Annotated in this window: 12 protein-coding genes and 1 tRNA gene; 4 read left to right on the top strand and 9 right to left on the bottom strand. The window is 65.5% G+C overall.

Going from position 1 to position 16,220, the window contains the following annotated elements; translation table 11 throughout:
• Nucleotides 1-4: 4 nt before the first annotated feature.
• Together AC1ROK_RS07480 and AC1ROK_RS07485 are read right to left on the bottom strand one after the other, a co-directional pair.
• A complete protein-coding gene (locus AC1ROK_RS07480) occupies nt 5-1,636 on the bottom strand; it encodes a hydantoinase B/oxoprolinase family protein (RefSeq protein WP_492845388.1) in 1,632 nt (543 codons plus the stop codon).
• The gene (locus tag AC1ROK_RS07485; RefSeq protein ID WP_492845390.1) at nt 1,633-3,705 is read right to left on the bottom strand and encodes a hydantoinase/oxoprolinase family protein; all 2,073 of its coding nucleotides are present in this window, start codon (nt 3,703-3,705) and stop codon (nt 1,633-1,635) included. The genes AC1ROK_RS07480 and AC1ROK_RS07485 overlap by 4 nt, the downstream gene beginning before the upstream one ends.
• A gap of 478 nt (nt 3,706-4,183) precedes the next feature.
• Between AC1ROK_RS07485 and AC1ROK_RS07490 the strand changes: the two genes are divergently transcribed.
• The gene (locus tag AC1ROK_RS07490; RefSeq protein ID WP_492845392.1) at nt 4,184-5,254 is read left to right on the top strand and encodes a succinylglutamate desuccinylase/aspartoacylase family protein; all 1,071 of its coding nucleotides are present in this window, start codon (nt 4,184-4,186) and stop codon (nt 5,252-5,254) included.
• 76 nt (nt 5,255-5,330) lie between these two features.
• Here AC1ROK_RS07490 and AC1ROK_RS07495 read toward each other — a convergent pair whose 3' ends face one another.
• Together AC1ROK_RS07495 and AC1ROK_RS07500 are read right to left on the bottom strand one after the other, a co-directional pair.
• Complete coding sequence (locus tag AC1ROK_RS07495) at nt 5,331-5,456, bottom strand: hypothetical protein (RefSeq protein ID WP_492845394.1); 126 nt, start codon at nt 5,454-5,456, stop codon at nt 5,331-5,333.
• 95 nt (nt 5,457-5,551) lie between these two features.
• Nucleotides 5,552-5,625: transfer RNA gene (locus tag AC1ROK_RS07500), tRNA-Gly, on the bottom strand.
• 371 nt (nt 5,626-5,996) lie between these two features.
• On the opposite strand from AC1ROK_RS07500, the gene AC1ROK_RS07505 reads away from it, so the two are divergent.
• Nucleotides 5,997-6,392: a c-type cytochrome gene (locus AC1ROK_RS07505; protein WP_492845396.1), complete on the top strand. Its 396-nt coding sequence runs from the start codon at nt 5,997-5,999 to the stop codon at nt 6,390-6,392.
• Nucleotides 6,393-6,404: 12 nt separating this feature from the next.
• Here the strand turns inward: AC1ROK_RS07505 and AC1ROK_RS07510 are convergent, their stop codons facing one another.
• The 5 genes from AC1ROK_RS07510 to AC1ROK_RS07530 are packed head-to-tail and all read right to left on the bottom strand — an operon-like array spanning nt 6,405 to nt 10,900.
• Nucleotides 6,405-6,794, bottom strand: coding sequence for a cytochrome C oxidase subunit IV family protein (locus AC1ROK_RS07510; protein ID WP_492845398.1), 390 nt, complete (start codon nt 6,792-6,794; stop codon nt 6,405-6,407).
• A gap of 10 nt (nt 6,795-6,804) precedes the next feature.
• Entirely contained in the window at nt 6,805-7,515 is a 711-nt protein-coding gene (locus AC1ROK_RS07515) for a heme-copper oxidase subunit III family protein (protein ID WP_492845399.1), read from the bottom strand.
• 13 nt (nt 7,516-7,528) lie between these two features.
• Nucleotides 7,529-8,233, bottom strand: coding sequence for a cytochrome c oxidase subunit 3 (locus AC1ROK_RS07520; protein WP_492845402.1), 705 nt, complete (start codon nt 8,231-8,233; stop codon nt 7,529-7,531).
• Nucleotides 8,230-10,020, bottom strand: coding sequence for a cytochrome c oxidase subunit I (locus tag AC1ROK_RS07525; RefSeq protein WP_492845403.1), 1,791 nt, complete (start codon nt 10,018-10,020; stop codon nt 8,230-8,232). The genes AC1ROK_RS07520 and AC1ROK_RS07525 overlap by 4 nt, the downstream gene beginning before the upstream one ends.
• Nucleotides 10,021-10,078: 58 nt before the next feature.
• Complete coding sequence (locus tag AC1ROK_RS07530) at nt 10,079-10,900, bottom strand: cytochrome c oxidase subunit II (protein ID WP_492845405.1); 822 nt, start codon at nt 10,898-10,900, stop codon at nt 10,079-10,081.
• A gap of 469 nt (nt 10,901-11,369) precedes the next feature.
• Between AC1ROK_RS07530 and AC1ROK_RS07535 the strand changes: the two genes are divergently transcribed.
• Nucleotides 11,370-14,513 (top strand): ATP-binding protein, encoded by a 3,144-nt coding sequence (locus AC1ROK_RS07535; protein ID WP_492845407.1) that lies wholly within the window; start codon nt 11,370-11,372, stop codon nt 14,511-14,513.
• A gap of 3 nt (nt 14,514-14,516) precedes the next feature.
• The gene (locus AC1ROK_RS07540; protein WP_492845410.1) at nt 14,517-16,217 is read left to right on the top strand and encodes an FAD-dependent oxidoreductase; all 1,701 of its coding nucleotides are present in this window, start codon (nt 14,517-14,519) and stop codon (nt 16,215-16,217) included.
• Nucleotides 16,218-16,220: the final 3 nt, after the last annotated feature.

The following is a 16,220-nucleotide window of genomic DNA, read 5'->3' on the forward strand; positions in this document are numbered from 1 at the left end:
CTTGCTAACCGCCATACCGATAATCGCGCCGCGCCGCATCGAGACTGACGAACCCCTCGCGAATATCCTCGGCGAGCCGCGCCGGATCGCGCCGCTCCGGCGCACCGAACCCGCCGCCGCCCGGCTCAAAGAGTGTGAGCACATCCCCGGGCTGGAGGAAATAACGCCCCTTGGGATGCACCGGTGCGCCGTTGATGAGGCAGGCACGCAGGGCTCCGGGCCTGCCGCCGGCGAGCCCCTGAGCCGCGAACTGCGTGCGGCCCGCAAGGCATGAGATGGTGAGTTCGTTGCCGGTATCGTTGACGAGTTCGATCTCCTGTCCCAGCCCGCCGCGAAACGCACCGGCTCCGCCGGAATCGGCGAGCAGCGCCTTCCGCCGCACCGTCATGCCGGTGATGTCTTCCCACACCTCGACCGGCGTCCCGGTCATGTTGGAGGGGCTCGGCATCGTTGGCAGCCCGTCCGTCCCCTTCAGCGCTCCGAACCCGCCCGAGGAAAAATAGATCGAGGACACTCCGCGCCCGTCCCGATGGCGCCCCTGGATGTTGACGAGGCTCATCATGCCGGATTCCGCCTGCACCCTGTCCGGCACGATCTGTGCCAGGGCGCCCATGGTCAGCGGATTGACGAAGTGGCCGATCACATGGCGCCCCCCCGTCGGGTAGGGCGGCAAGGCGTTGAGGATGCAGTTCTCCGGCGCACTCACCGTGATCGGCGTCACGCAGCCAATATTGTTGGGGATCGCAGGCGTGGTGACGCACTTGACCGCGTAGACCACAAACGCCTTGCTGTAGCCGATCGGAACGTTGATGCCCATGTTCAGCGCCGGGCTGGTCCCGGTGAAGTCGGCATGGATCCGGTCGCCGATGACGTCGAGCCGAATGGCGAGTTTCAGGCTGTCCTCGCCGCCCTCGACGTCGATGGCATGCTCATAGCTGCCATCCGGCATCGCAGAAATCGCGGCGCGCAGCGCCTTTTCGGAATTTGCGACGATAGCGTCGGCCACATCGTCGATGCCGCTGAGCCCGTACTCGTCTAGAAACTCCACCAGCAGGCGCGCCGCCACCTCGTTGCAGGCGATATTGGCGTGGAAGTCGCCCAGCGTCTGCTCGGGGACCCGCACGTTGAGGCCGATGAGCTCGAACAGGAGCAGATTCGGCTGGCCCTGTTCGACCAGCTTCACCACTGGCAGCCGGAGGCCTTCCTCGTAGATCTGCCGGGCGGTAGCCGAAAAGCCCAGTCCGCCGATATCGGGCAGGTGGGTGATCGACAGCGAATAGGCAACGATCCGGCCGCGATGGAAGATCGGCCGCAGCACATTGATGTCATGGAGGTGCCCGGTACCGATCCAAGGGTCGTTCGTGGCCAGCACATCGCCGTCGCGCAATGTGTGCGGCGGGTGCTTTTCCAGCATCAATCTGACGGTGTTGGGCGCCGTGCCGGTGAAGGAGGGCACGCTGTAGGTGCCCTGCGCTATGGACCGCATCTTGCTGTCGAACAGCATGCAGGAGAGGTCGTAGCTCTCCCGCACATTGGTCGAGAACGAGGTTCTGACGAGGCTGCTCAGTGTCTCGTCGGTGATCGAGATGAGGCGGTCCCAGATGATGCCCAGGCTGACCGGGTCGATGACGCTCATTGCTGACTCACTCCAGAAACGTCGACGACGAGATTGAGATGGCGGTCGATGGTCGCACGGTCGCCGAAACCGAGCACCAGCGTCGACTCGCGCTCCTCGATGATGGCTGGCCCTTCGACCACTGCGCCAATCCGAAGCCGGTAGCGATCGAGCACCGGCACCAGCACCGGTCCGTCCTCCGGGAAGTAAGCCAGCCGCTCGCCCTTGAGCGCCGCTCCAGGCGAAAAATCCCGGTCGTAGCGGAATGGCCGGCCTGCCATCGGCTCCGGCCCGACGGCCTCGATCTTCCAGTTGACGATTTCCACAGGCTCATCGATTTCGATGGATGAGAACACCGCGCGATAGACCTTGAGGAACGCAGCAGCCAGCCCGTCGGGGCTTTCGCCGGCGGGCACCTCCAGTTCATAGCCTTGCCCCTGATAGCGCATGTCGAGGCGTCGCGTGATGGACACAGCCTCGCCGGACAGCCCCGCATCGGCAAGCACTTCGCGCACATTGCGCTCCATACCGTCGAAGGACTCCGCATAGGCCGCGTCGTCGAGAGCCGCGACGCCGATCCGTTGCGAGCGCGCGAGCTCGAAGGAGAACGGGCTGCGCAACAGCCCCAGTGCGGACATCACCCCCGCGCCCGGTGGCAGCACGACGCGCGGCACGTTGAGCTTGGCAGCGATGCGCACTGCATGCGCCGGCCCGCTGCCGCCAAACGCCACCATGCTCGAGTCGCGGTAGTCGAAGGCCCGCTCCGAGGCGTGGATACGGAAGGCGCTGGCGACGCGCTCGTTCACAGCCTCATGGATACCCCAGGCGGAGCGTATCACCTCGAGCCCGAGCGGCTCGGCGATGCGGGTCGCGATGCTCCGCCGAGCCGCCTCGACATCGAGTCCCATCCGGCCGCCGAGGAACGAGGCCGCGTCATAATAGCCAAGCACCAGATTGGCGTCGGTCAGGGTCGGCTCGGTGCCGCCGCGGCCATAGCAGGCCGGTCCCGGCTTGGCGCCGGCGCTTCGGGGTCCGACGGTGATCACCCCGCGCTCGTCGATGGCCGCAATTGAGCCGCCCCCTGCGCCGATCTCGATCATGTCGATGACCGGAGCCTTTGCAGGCAGGCCGCTGCCGGCCTTGAATTCGTGCACGCGCGCCACTTCGAGTTCATATTTGCGCAACGGCCGACCGTCGCGCACCAGCGCTCCCTTGGCCGTGGTGCCGCCCATGTCGAAGGAGAGCAGGTTATCAATGCCGCCCACCTTGCCGTGGTGCGCCGACATCAGCGCCCCTGCCGCGGGTCCGGATTCCAGCAGCCTGATCGGAAAGCGGCGCGCGGTCGTCGGGGTCACCATGCCGCCACCCGAGGTCATGATGTAGAACTTGCCACCGAAGCCGATGGCCTGCAGCCGCTCGTCGATATGGGAGATGTAGCGGTCCACCAACGGCTGCACATAGGCGTTCATCGTCGCCGTGGTCCACCGCTCATATTCGCGGATGTAAGGAAACACTTCAGCCGACACCGACACCAGGAGCTCCGGCACCGCCTGCCGCACCAGCCGGGCGGCCTCCTGCTCGTGCGAATCGTCCGCGAAGCTGTTGAGGAAGCAGATCGCGATGGCCTCGACGCCCTCCCCCCGCAGCTCGCGCGCCGCGGCGACAACCGCCTCCGCATTCAGCGGTTCCGTCACGGTCCGGTCCAAGCTGATGCGCTCGGGGATCTCGCGCCTGAGGCTGCGGGGCACTACGGCTTGCGGATAAGCGAGCCGCAGGTCGAACAAATCGTAGCGGCGCTCGCGGCCGATATCGAGGATGTCCCGCATCCCCGCCGTGACCAGCATGCCGGTCCGGCTGCCCTTGCGCTCGATCAGCGCGTTGGTCACCAGCGTCGTGCCGTGCACGAGAGCGGAGATGTCCGCGATCTCGATCGCGCCGGCGGCCAGCAGCGCCTGCACCCCTTCGATCACCGCCTGGGATGGATCGTCAGGCGTCGTCATCTGCTTGTGAAGCGTGACGGCGCCCGTTTCCTCGTCCACCAGCACGCAGTCGGTGAAGGTGCCGCCAATATCCACTGCGATCCGGTGCACGGCTCACTATCCCCTCTGTGGTCCCGTCCTGCCGACAGAGATGGGGGCAAATCACGCAGTGCTGTCAAAGACTTGGTGTGTCGCGACTTTCGGCCCAAACTGGGCCCAGTTTCTCGCCTCCCCGCGAACTGGGGCTCGAATGCTCGAGCCGTGTCTTTCCGCGCATGAAGACGATCCGTTTTGAACGAGCGACCTGCGGACGGAGCGCGTCGAGGCAAGCAGACCGACAAAGGGCTCGTTGCAGTCCCGGATGATGCGGTGCGCCGCGTAGACCGTCGGCACCGGCACGTCTGAAAGTGAGGAGAACATTACTCGCTGGCGCCAGCCTGCCAGCAATGGTCGTCCCCTCGAGAGGAGATCTGGCCATGAACCCCGAATGCCTCAACGCATCCCGCGATCTGCCCGAACTGCCGGATCGCATGCTGGACATTCAGTATACCGTATGCTTCACTGCAAGCTGAACGAGGAGGGATGCCCTATGCGTGACGTCAGGGCCGAGAAGTCGCTGATCAACAACCCGGTGGACTTCGGCAAACCCGGGAGGCAGGCAGGCACCCTCCGCGTCCCCGCCGATCCGCTCACCGGCGCCGCCGAAGCGCTCGTGCCCATTGTCACCATCGCCCATGGCAGCGGCCCCACCGTTCTCATCTCGGGCGGCAATCACGGCGACGAATATGAGGGGCAGTTGGCCGCGTTGCGCCTGGCCCACGAGATCGAGCCCGCGCGTGTGGCTGGTCGCCTGATCATCGTTCCCGTCATTTCTACCCAAGCCTCCAGGGCACACACCCGCCTGTGGCCCTCCGGCGAGAACTTCAACCGTTCCTTCCCCGGCGCCCCGGATGGGCGGCAGATCGAGCGCCTGGCGCACTTCTTCACCACCGTGCTCTTCCCGGCCGCCGATATCGTGATCGACCTCCATTCGGCAGGCGGTATCGGCTGGATCACGCCCTGCTCGCACATGTGCGTCCCCCGCGACCCGGCGCAGCGCAAGGCCATGCTCGAAGCGATGGAAGCGTGGAATTCGGACTTCCACTTCTTCTACACCTCCGACGGGAATTACCTGCCCAACGAGGCCGAGCGCCAAGGCAAGATCGTCGTCACCACCGAGCTGGGCGGCAGCAGTCGCATCCCCGTTGAAGTGCAGGAGCTCGCCTGGAGCGGGCTAACCAATGTGCTGCGCCACTTCGGCGTGCTTGAGGGAGAGGTCGTCACCCGCGCTTCTCTCGGCCTGCGGCCCGCCACGCTGGTCGATTGCCGCTATGACGATGGCAAGGTCGGCTCCGTCGCCAGCGGTCTCTTTGACGCTATCGTCGCGCCGGTGGGCGGCCTGTTCGAAGTCTTGCTCGAGCCTGGCAGTCCCGTTTTGGAGGGCCAGCCCGTCGGTCGCATCTGGTCACCCGAGGATCCGAGCCGCCCCCCAAGGAACCTCCTCTCCCCCGTCACCGGCTACCTCATCGGGTTGCGCACCCTTCCGGCCGTCACGCAGGGCCAGAGCTTGGCGCTTATCGGCCCCGAGATCGACCGCGATACCCTGCTGGCGAACGGCTGAGCACGGACCGGCCCGCCGGCCGCCGCGCCCAGAGCATCGGGCCAGAGAGGATGGAGGCCGGAACGCCCGTCGGCTTCTACGTGCCGCGCTCCAGCGTCACCAACTGATCGGCCTCGGCCGCCGCTTCCCGCTCGTGCAGCTTCACCGCCCGGAACTGCTCGGCCGGCTCGAGGAAGGCGCACAGGAGCCGGCGCTGTGCCAATGCCGCGACCGCACCTCGGCGCCTCACGCGCGCCAGGCAAAGCCCAGCATAACCAATGGTCTCGCGGTCTACTCGGACGAACCTGGATGAAGGATTGGAGCGGGTGAAGGGAATCGAACCCTCGTCGTAAGCTTGGGAAGCTTCTGCTCTACCATTGAGCTACACCCGCGACGCGGTTGTATGTGCCGAAAGCCGGACGCGGCGTCAAGCGGGTGAGGTGAGACGGCCTCGCGCCCGAGGGGACAAGAACGACCGAGCGCTCGGAAAGCGCTGCAAAATAGATGTCCTTTCATCGTTTCATTTGAACGGTGAAAGGACCTGGCGCGATGGTTGCTCCGCAATTTCCCGGCGACGCACCGCTCACTGCGCTGAAGGCCGTTCGGCGATGTCGCCTTCTGCAGCGGCCGGGAGCGCGGTGCCTGGAACCGTCGCGTACGCAAAAGCACATCCTCTCGCCTCCGCTTGCGCTATAGTCCTGCCGCTGACCCGGGCGTACCCGGAGCTGATTTCGGGCGCGGGGTCGGTCAAGGAGGTCGTGAGATGGTTCGGACTGCGATTGCAATTGCCGTTCTCATGCTGAGCGGCGGAGGAGCTTTGGCTCAGGGCGGCGACGCCGCGTTGGGCGAGACGGTGTTCAAGAAGTGCATGGCCTGCCACGCAGCAGGCGAAGGGGCAACGAACAAGGTCGGTCCGGTGCTCACCGGCGTGGTCGGACGGACCGCCGGGACCTATGAGGGCTTCAGCTACTCGCAGGCGATGAAGGATGCCGGCGCCGGCGGGTTGGTGTGGACGCCCGAGAACCTGGCGCAGTTCCTCGCCAAGCCCAGGGATTTCGTCAAAGGCACCAAGATGAGCTTCGCCGGACTGCCCAAGCCCGAAGACGCGCAGAACGTCATCGCCTACCTCGCGACACTCTCCCCGCCGCCCGCCCAATAGGCCGGGCCGGAATCAGTGCACAACCGGCGCGGGCACCGCGGGGCTCGCGCCGAAGAATTCCATGCGCGTGAAGAAGGTGTAATCCGCCTCGAACGCCATGATGACGACGAAGATCAGCACCAGCACCGGCGGCACGAGGATGGCGTAGCTGAGCGCCAGCCGTTCCCACGCCATGTGCATGAACACCGCGATGATCAGCCCCGCCTTGCCGAGCATCAGCATGAGGATCAGGCCCCAGCGCAGGTACCCCTGGAACTGTAACAGGTCGACCAGGTAGGAGCAGGCGCTGAGGACGAACAGCCAGAACCAGACGATCAGATAGAGGCGGATAGGATGCTGCTGTCCTTCGGCGTGGGCCGCCGGGGCAGCCAGAGTTTCCGAACTCATGTGTGCTTCAGCCATGATTTGCCTCTCACCACAGGTAGAACAGCGCGAAGATGAAGACCCACACCAGGTCGACGAAGTGCCAGTAGAGGCCGGTGATCTCGACGATCTCCCAGCGGCCCTTGCGCGAAGTGAAGAAGCCCTTCTTGCCGGTGTCGAAATCGCCGCGCCAGACCTTGCGGGCCATCAGTATGAGGAAGATCACCCCGATGGTGACGTGGGTGCCGTGGAAGCCGGTGATCATGAAGAACACCGAGCCGAACTGCGGCGCCCCCCAGGGGTTCTCCCACGGGCGGACGCCTTCGGAGATCAGCTTGGTCCACTCGAACGCCTGCATGCCGACGAAGGTGGCGCCGAGCGCTGCCGTCAGCAGCATCAGCACTGTGGTCTTCACCCGGTCGCGGCGATAGCCGAAGTTCACCGCCATCGCCATGGTGCCGCTCGAGGAGATCAGCACGAAGGTCATGATGGCGATGAGGATCAACGGCACCTGCACGCCGCCGATCTCGAGCGCGAACACCTCGGACGGGTTCGGCCAGGCTTCGGCCGTCGACATCCGTACAGTCATGTAGGCGATAAGGAAGCAGCTGAAGATGAAGGTGTCCGAGAGCAGGAAGATCCAGATCATCGCCTTGCCCCAGGAGGCGGTCTTGAAGGCGGTCTTGTCGGACGACCAGTCGGAGACGAAACCGGTTAGGCCTGGTTGCGGGTCGGTGTGGGTCACGGCCGGATCGGACATGTGAGGCTCCCCCTCAGCTCAGCAACTGCTGGCAGAATGCGATGAAATCGCTGGCCCAGCCGGCCAGCAGGCTGAACAGCACCATCCAGACAAACAGCATGAACAGCCAATAGGTGGCACAAAGCTCGACATTGAGCCGGACGCTATCGACGCCCCCCTTGCCCCAGGCCTTGATGCCCGCCCAGCCCAGCGCCACGAGGCCGCCGAGGATGTGCAGGCCATGCAGGCCCGTGACGAGATAGAAAAAGCTGTTGGCGGGATTACCCGCGACGACATACCCAGAGGCCGACAGCTCGCCCCAGGCGATGAGCTGACCGGCAAGGAAGGTGATGGCGAACACGCCCGCCGCAGCGAGGCTGAGGCGGAGCTGCGTCTGGTTGCGCTGACGCACCGCCCGCTGGGTCCATTCGAGCGCGAGGCTCGACAGCACCAGCATCGCAGTGTTGAACCAGAGGATCGGCGGTACCGGCAGCGGCTGCCAATCGCCGAGTTCGCGGCGCATGAAGTAGGCGCCGGTCAGCAAGGCGAACAGCGAACCGACGACGGCGAGCAGGAAGCCGAGGCCGACGCGCTTGGCGGGATCGCGCGAGGCCTCAAAATCGGGGACGCCCTCGATCACCCCCTGCTCCAGCCAAGGTTTTACGGTCAGCCGCTGGCGCGCCAGCCACCAGCCGGCGAGGCCGGCCAGGATAGCGAAGAACATCACCACGACACTCATTGCCTGGCACCCTTGCGCTTCCTAGGTTTCTCGGCGTGCGGCGGATTGGTGCCAGGCTGGTTCTGCGGGATGAAGTCCTCAGCGGCGCCGGGCACGCTGTAGTCATAGGCCCAGCGATAGACCACCGGCAGCTCGCGGCCGAAATTGCCGTGGACAGGCGGCGTTTGCGACGTCTGCCACTCGAGCGTGGTCGCGCGCCACGGGTTGCCGCCGGAAGGCTTGCCGTGCCGGATCGACCAGATGAGGTTGAAGACGAACACCAGTTGCGCCGCGCCGACGATCAGCGCCATCACGGTGATGAAGATGTTGAGGTCATGCGCCGAAGGCGGCTGGAACGAGATATCTCCGGATTCGAAATAGCGCCGAGGCACCCCCATGATGCCGAGATAGTGCATGGGGAAGAAGATCAGGTAGGCGCCGAGGAAGGTGACCCAGAAATGGACGTGGGCCAGCGTGTTGTCGAGCATGCGGCCTGTGATCTTGGGGTACCAGTGATAGATGGCCCCGAAGATCACGAGGATCGGCGCGACCCCCATCACCATGTGGAAATGCGCGACGACGAACATGGTGTCCGACAACGGCACATCGACCACCACGTTGCCGAGAAACAGCCCGGTAAGGCCGCCATTGACGAAGGTGACGATGAAGGCGAGCGCAAACAGCATAGGCGGGTTGAGATGGATATCGCCGCGCCACAGGGTGAGCACCCAGTTATAGACCTTGATCGCCGTCGGAACCGCGATGATCAGCGTGGTGATGGCGAAGAAGAACCCGAAATAGGGGTTCATGCCGCTCACATACATGTGGTGGGCCCAGACCACGAAGCTCAGCGCGCCGATGATGACGATGGCCCAGACCATCATGCGGTAGCCGAAGATGTTCTTCCTGGCGTGCGTGCTGATCAGGTCGGACACGATGCCGAAGGCCGGCAGCGCGACGATATACACCTCGGGGTGGCCGAAGAACCAGAACAGGTGCTGGAACAGGATGGGGCTGCCGCCCTCGTGCGGCAGGAGGTTCCCCATCTCGACCACCGCCGGCATGAAGAAGCTGGTGCCGAGCAGCTTGTCGAACAGCATCATGACGCAGGCGACGAACAGCGCCGGGAAGGCCAGCATGGCCATGATCGTGGCGATGAAGATGCCCCAGACCGTCAACGGCATGCGCATCAGCGTCATGCCGCGGGTGCGGCCCTGCAGCACGGTGACGATGTAGTTGAGCCCGCCCATGGTGAAGCCGATGACGAACAGGATCAGCGACACCAGCATCAAGACGATGCCGCCCTCCTGCCCCGGCGTGTTGGAGAGGATGGCCTGTGGCGGATAGAGCGTCCAGCCGGCCCCGGTCGGCCCACCGGGGACGAACCAGCTCGCCACCAGCACCAGCACGGCGAGCAGGTAGGTCCAGTAGCTGAGCATGTTGACGTAAGGGAACACCATATCCCGCGCGCCCAGCATCAACGGGATCAGGTAGTTGCCGAAGCCGCCGAGGAACAGCGCGGTGATCAGGTAGATCACCATGATCATGCCGTGCATGGTGATGAACTGGTAGTAGGCGGCAGCATCGATGAAGGTGAGGAAGCCGGGAAAGGCCAGCTGCATGCGCATCAACCATGACAGCACCAGCGCCAGCATGCCGATGGCCAGCGCCGTGCTGGCATACTGGATGGCGATTACCTTGGCGTCCTGCGAGAAGACGTAGCGCGTCCACCAGCTTCGCGGATGGTAGAGTTCGACATCCGGAAACTCGGCAGCGTGGGCATCGGGCCCGTGAGTGGCGTCGACCATCAGAGTGCCTCCTCGCACGTCATCTGATGCGAAATCGCGCCCGGAAGTCCCGGCGGCCTTACTTGATGTCGGCCGTCTTGAGCACCTCCGGCGCATAGAGTTGGGCGTAGGTCTGCTGGCCGGCGAGCCAGGCGTCGTAATCTTCCTGGGTGTCGACCACGACGCCGCCCCGCATGTAGGGGTGGCCGGTGCCGCAGAGCTCGGCGCAGAGCACTTCGAACTGGCCGGTGCGGGTGGGGGTGAACCAGAAATAGGTGACGGCGCCGGGGATCATGTCCATCTTGGAGCGGAACTCGGCGACGTAGAAATCGTGCAGCGTATCCACCGAGCGCAACAGCATCTTCACCGGCCTGCCGATCGGCAGGTGCAGGTAATCGGCCTCGATCAGCACGTCGTCGTGGCCGTTGGGATCGTCGGGCTTGATGCCGTAGGGATTGTCGGCGGCGACGAGGCGCGTGTCGGAGAGCCCCAGCTTGCCGTCGGCGCCAGGCAACCGGTAGGCCCATTGCCATTGCGCGCCGACAACTTCGGCTTGAGTGGCTTCGGCCGGCACGCTGATGAACTGGCCCCAGACGAACAGGCCGGGGATCAGCATGGCTGCGACGCCAACCGCAGTCAGCCCCATCAGCCAGCTCTCGAGCCGCTTGTTCTCAGGTTCGTAATCGGCCTTCTGCCCCTCCTTGTGGCGGAAGCGCCAGACGCAATAGGCGACGAACAGCACCACCGCTGTGAACACCGCCCCGGTGATCCAGAAGGTGATGATGATCGTATTGTCGATATAGCCCCAGTTGGAGGCGATCGGCGTCCACCACCAGGGGCTCAGGAAGTGGAATACCACCGAGCCGACGACGATCAGGACGAGAACGACTGCTACGACCATCCCACTCCTCCTCCAGAGGGCAGACGATGAGGCAGTCGGCGCCTAATGCGGGGCGCAAAACAGACATCGGGCGAGGCAGGGGCTCTGCTCGTCTTCAGCTATGCGTGGCGCATCGCTATAGAGCAAACATGGCCCGGATGGTCTGAGGCCAATTAGAATCGGAGCCATATTTGCTTTAGGCACCGGCACTTAGGATTTGATGATCACATCGGCACACGGGCTTGTCAATTGCGACCTATTCTCGCAGCCTCACCGATGACAGCAGCACAGCGCTCCCGAAGCCGTGGCTTGTTTGGGTCTCTTCTGAACGCTAAGGTACCGACAGGACTTGTAGCCGATGGGCTTGATGTCCGATCGGCAGGTCCATCGAGAGATGGCGATGCAGACGTGTCTCAAGTGCGGTTTCAGCAACCCGGACGCGGCTAAGTTTTGCGCCAATTGCGGTAATGCGCTCGAGGTCGCGCGATCCGTGGAAGGCGAACGCCGCTTTGCGACGGTGCTGTTCGCAGACGTGGCCCGTTCCACCGCCATAGCCGAGCAGATGGATCCGGAGGATTGGGCCGGCATCATGAACGGCGCCTTCGCCTTCATGAATGCTGCCGTCTCCCACTATGGCGGCACGGTCTCGCGGCTGATGGGCGATGCGGTGCTGGCGCTGTTCGGGGCGCCGGTGGCGCATGAGGACGATGCCGAGCGGGCGGTGCGCGCCGGGCTCGAGATGCAGGACGCGGCGATGCGCTATGCCGGCGGCATCAGGCAGCAGCACGGCGTCGATTTCGACCTGAGGGTCGGGATCAATACCGGTATGGCGGTGCTGGCGTTCGTCGGCGATGCGATCAAGACCGAGTACACGGCGCTCGGCGACGCCGCCAATGTCGCGGCGCGACTGCAGTCGGCGGCAGAACCAGGTACCGTGCTGATCAGCGCCGACACCTACAAACTGGTGCACGCGCTGTTCGATTTCCGGCCGCGCGGCCGGATCGAAATGAAGGGCAAGACCGAGGCGGTCGAGTCCTACGAGGTCACCGGCATTAAGGCGGTGCCCGAAGCGACGCGGGGGCTCGAGGGGCTGTCGTCGCCGCTGGTGGGGCGCGCACGCGAGATCGGACTGTTGCGCGACCGATTGGGTGACCTGACGATGGGCATCGGCTCGGTGGTGGCAGTGATCGGCGAAGCCGGCCTCGGCAAGTCGCGGCTGATCGCGGAGCTGAAGCACCTGCGCGATGCGCTGCCCGAGCCGCGGCCGATCTGGCGAGAATCCCGGGCGATCTCCTACGGTCAGTCGGTGCCCTACTACCCATGGCGACAGCTGGGCCGGGCCATAGTGGGGGCCGACGACATGGACGCGGCGCCCGCCGTGCGCGAGAAGATCGCCGCATGGGTGACGCGGCTGGGGCTCAAGCAGAGCGACATCCCGTTCTACGAAACGATGATTGCGGTCGAGGGCGACGCCAGCCGCATGGCGCTCCGCGCCATGTCCGGTGAGGCGGTGGTCAATGGCGTTGCGGCGGCGATCGTCAACGCCATCAAGACCGTGATGCACGCCGACGGCGGCATGACGCCTTACGTGATGGTGATGGATGACCTGCACTGGTCGGACTCGGCGACACTGGAACTGATCGCCCAGGTGGCGACGCTGGCAGCGTTCGAGCCGATCATGCTGGTGACCATCATGCGGCCCGACCGCAAGGCGGAAAGCTGGCAGTTGCTGGATCGGTTGCAGGGGAGCCTCGGCAGCAGTTTCTCGCGCATCGACCTGGAGCCGCTCGATGCGGCGGGTTCGAGCGAGTTGCTGGGAAACCTCCTCCACATCGAGGACTTGCCCGAAAGCATCCGGGCACAGATCCTCGAGCGCTCCGAGGGCAATCCGTTCTACCTCGAGGAGGTGCTGCGATCGCTGATCGACGGTGGCCAGGTGGTGCGCGAAGGCGAACACTGGCGCGCCACCCGCGCCATCCTCGAGGCGACCATCCCCGATACGTTGGCGGGCGTGCTCAGTTCGCGCATCGACCGGCTGCCCGACGCCACCAAGCGAGTGGCGCAGACGGCGGCGGTGATCGGTCGGGTGTTCCAGCACCGGGTGCTGGAATCGGTGCTGCATAGCGGGCCGGCGCTGGAGCGGATCGAGCATATCGAGCCGCATCTGGCGACGCTCAGCTACGAGCAACTGGTGCGCGAGAAGGCGCGTGACCCCGAGCGGGAGTATATCTTCAAGCACGCGCTGACCTGCGAGGCGGCCTATGACCTGCTGCTGCGGTCGCGGCGCAAGGACCTCCACGCGCGTTGCGGCTCGGCGCTGGAACTGCTGTTCGCCGAGCGGCGCGACGAGTTCGCGGCAATGCTGGCGCACCATTTCGAGGAAGCCGGCGATCTCGAGCGGACGCTGCAATATGCCAGGGTCGCCGCCGACAATGCGCGCCGGCTCTACGCGGTGCGTGAAGAGCTCGAGCATCGCGACCGGATTCTGTCGACGCTCGAGAAGATGCCGGCCGCCATGCCCGCCGACCTGATCGATGCCGTGCTCGAATGGGCCTGGGTGCGCAACCGCCGGGGCCAGTACGAAGGCATGCTGGAAAAGATGGAACGGGCGGTGCAGATCGCCCGCGAGCTCGGCGACAAGCGGAGACTGGGTCTCGCCCTGTCGTGGGTGGGCAACGTCCACATGGTCACCGGCTTCCCGTCACGCGGCTTCCCTTACCTCGAAGAGGCGCAGGCACTGGCAGCCGAGACCGGCGACGACCAGGTGCTGCTGCTGCCGCTGTTCATCGCCACCTGGTCGCTGGTGGAGCGGGATGCCCGCTCTGGGGAGGAAAAGCTGGCCGAGGTGATCGATATGGCGCGCAAGCAGGACGCGCCGGATATCCTTGGCCACGCGCTGACCTATCGGGCGATTGCGCTGGCGCGATTGGGCCAGTTCGACGAGGCCAGTGCACTGGTCGAGGAGGCTCTGGCACTGATCCCCAGCATTGGCTCGCCGGTGAAGCGCGCAGACGTGCATATCGGCGCGAGCATGGCGTATTACGACATGGGTGACATCGAGACGGGGCTCGAGCACGCGCATATCGGGGCGGATCTGGCGATGTCGGCCAACGGGCTCGAATGCGCCTGCGCTGGCTATTTCGGCGTCGGCCGCGGCGAACTCGACAAACGCAACATCGACGATGCGCTGGCGCAGTTTCGGCGGTCGCTGAAACTCGCCGACGCCGTGGGCATGGACTACTACATCAACCTGATCCGCGCCGGCGTGGCGGAGGCCGAGTTCGAGAAGGGCTCGACGGATTCGGTCGAAAAGCTGCGCGGCGCCATCGACAGCGCCCGATCGACCGACGACGATTTCGTGGTGGCGGCGCTGGCCATGCCGTTCTCGCGGGCGCTGCTGCGGCTCGGCCGGGCGGCCGAGGCGCGCGACACCATCAGTTCGGCGATCGCCTATTTCCGCCGCATGGACCTGAAGCCATATCTCGCCAACGCCCTGAGCGTGCTCGGCGACGTCGCCGATGCGCTGGGCGAGCGGGAGGCGGCGGCCGGGGCGCGCGAGGAGGCAGCGAGCCTCAGGGACGAGATCAAACTGCCTCCGCCGGCGGCCGCCCTGCCGCAGATTCTCCAGGCCTAGCCCATGGAAAAACCGGTGATCCTTGCCGTCGACGACGAACCTTCGGTTCTCGCCGCGGTGACGCGCGACCTGAGGCGGCACTACGCGGCAAATTACGACATCGAACGCGCAGCCTCCGGGGCGGAGGCGCTGGAGGTGCTGGGAGAGCTCAAGCTTGCCAACCGGGTGATCGCCCTGTTCATCGCCGACCAGCGGATGCCTGAGATGAGCGGCGTCGAGTTTCTGGCGCGGGCCATGGAGCTCTATCCCGAGGCGCGGCGCGTGTTGCTCACTGCCTATGCCGATACCGACGCGGCGATCCGGGCGATCAACGAGGTGAAGCTCGACCACTACCTGATGAAGCCGTGGCACCCACCGGAGGAGCAGCTCTACCCGGTGCTCGACGACCTGCTCGACGACTGGCGGGCCAACTATCAGCCGGTGTTCGAAGGGGTGCGGGTGATCGGTCATCGCTGGCTGGCCGACGGACATCGGGTGCGCGACTTCCTCGCCCGCAACCTGGTGCCGTATCGCTGGCTCGACATCGAGACCGACGCCGAGGCGACAACGCTGCGCGAACTGGCGGGGGCTGCGGCTGAACCGTTGCCGCTGGTAATCCTCGCCGACGGCACGGCGCTGTCGCGTCCGACCATCGCGGCGCTGGCCGAAAAGGTCGGGCTGCACACTCATGCGGTGGCCGAGACCTACGATCTGGTGGTCGTCGGTACCGGCCCGGCGGGGTTGGCCGCAGCGGTGTACGGAGCGTCGGAAGGGCTCAGGACCTTGCTGATCGAGCGCGAGGCGCCCGGCGGACAGGCGGGCACCAGCTCGCGGATCGAGAACTATCTCGGCTTTCCCGTCGGGCTCAGCGGCGCCGACCTGGCGCGCCGCGGCGTGCAGCAGGCGCGGCGCTTCGGCGCCGAAATCCTGACGCCGGTGGAAGCGCTGAACCTCGAGACGCAGGACGGCTACCATATCCTGACGCTGAGCAACGGCAACAAGGTCGCGGCGCAGGCCCTGATCGTCGCGACCGGCGTGTCGTATCGGCTGCTGGACGTGCCGGGGGCGGAGCGGCTCTCGGGCGCCGGGCTCTATTACGGTGCGGCGATGACCGAGGCGATGGGCACCGCCGGACAGGATGTCTTCGTCGTCGGCGCCGGCAATTCCGCCGGACAGGCGGCGCTGCACCTGGCTCGTTTCGCCCGCTCGGTGACGCTGCTGGTGCGCGGCAAATCGCTGGCCGACAGCATGTCGCAATATCTGATCGAGCGGATCGAGGAGGCCGAGAATGTCGCGGTAGAGACGGGCGCCTCGATCAGTGCGCTGATCGGTGAGGAAAGTCTCGAGGCGGTAGCGGTGCTCGACAGCGCCAGCGGGTCGGTCACCGAGGTGCCGGCGCGGGCGGTGTTCGTGTTCATCGGCGCCTCGCCGCGGACCGACTGGCTGAAGGACAAGCTGCAGCTCGACGCGCAAGGCTTCATCCTCTCGGGGCCGGACCTGGTGCGCGAACCCGGCCGCAAGCCCGGGGGTTGGCTCGTGGAGCGGGAGCCGTTCTGGCTGGAAACCAGCGTGCCGGGAATCTTCGTTGCCGGCGACGTGCGGCGGCAATCGACCAAGCGCATCGCTTCGGCGGTCGGTGAAGGGGCGATGGCGGTAACCTTCGTCCACCAGCATCTGCGCGGCCCTGCCCCGGCGCAACGGCCACCGCCGGCAACCGGTGGCTGAGCC

It is taken from the genome of Devosia sp. GW821-FHT12F11, from assembly GCF_058806655.1.

Excerpts from the sequence above, each read along its gene's own strand:
- AC1ROK_RS07480 (WP_492845388.1), bottom strand. The coding sequence starts at position 1,636 with ATGAGCGTCATCGACCCGGTCAGCCTGGGCATCATCTGGGACCGCCTC.
- AC1ROK_RS07490 (WP_492845392.1), top strand. The coding sequence starts at position 4,184 with ATGCGTGACGTCAGGGCCGAGAAGTCGCTGATCAACAACCCGGTGGAC.
- AC1ROK_RS07505 (WP_492845396.1), top strand. The coding sequence starts at position 5,997 with ATGGTTCGGACTGCGATTGCAATTGCCGTTCTCATGCTGAGCGGCGGA.
- AC1ROK_RS07510 (WP_492845398.1), bottom strand. The coding sequence starts at position 6,794 with ATGGCTGAAGCACACATGAGTTCGGAAACTCTGGCTGCCCCGGCGGCC.
- AC1ROK_RS07515 (WP_492845399.1), bottom strand. The coding sequence starts at position 7,515 with ATGTCCGATCCGGCCGTGACCCACACCGACCCGCAACCAGGCCTAACC.
- AC1ROK_RS07520 (WP_492845402.1), bottom strand. The coding sequence starts at position 8,233 with ATGAGTGTCGTGGTGATGTTCTTCGCTATCCTGGCCGGCCTCGCCGGC.
- AC1ROK_RS07525 (WP_492845403.1), bottom strand. The coding sequence starts at position 10,020 with ATGGTCGACGCCACTCACGGGCCCGATGCCCACGCTGCCGAGTTTCCG.
- AC1ROK_RS07530 (WP_492845405.1), bottom strand. The coding sequence starts at position 10,900 with ATGGTCGTAGCAGTCGTTCTCGTCCTGATCGTCGTCGGCTCGGTGGTA.
- AC1ROK_RS07540 (WP_492845410.1), top strand. The coding sequence starts at position 14,517 with ATGGAAAAACCGGTGATCCTTGCCGTCGACGACGAACCTTCGGTTCTC.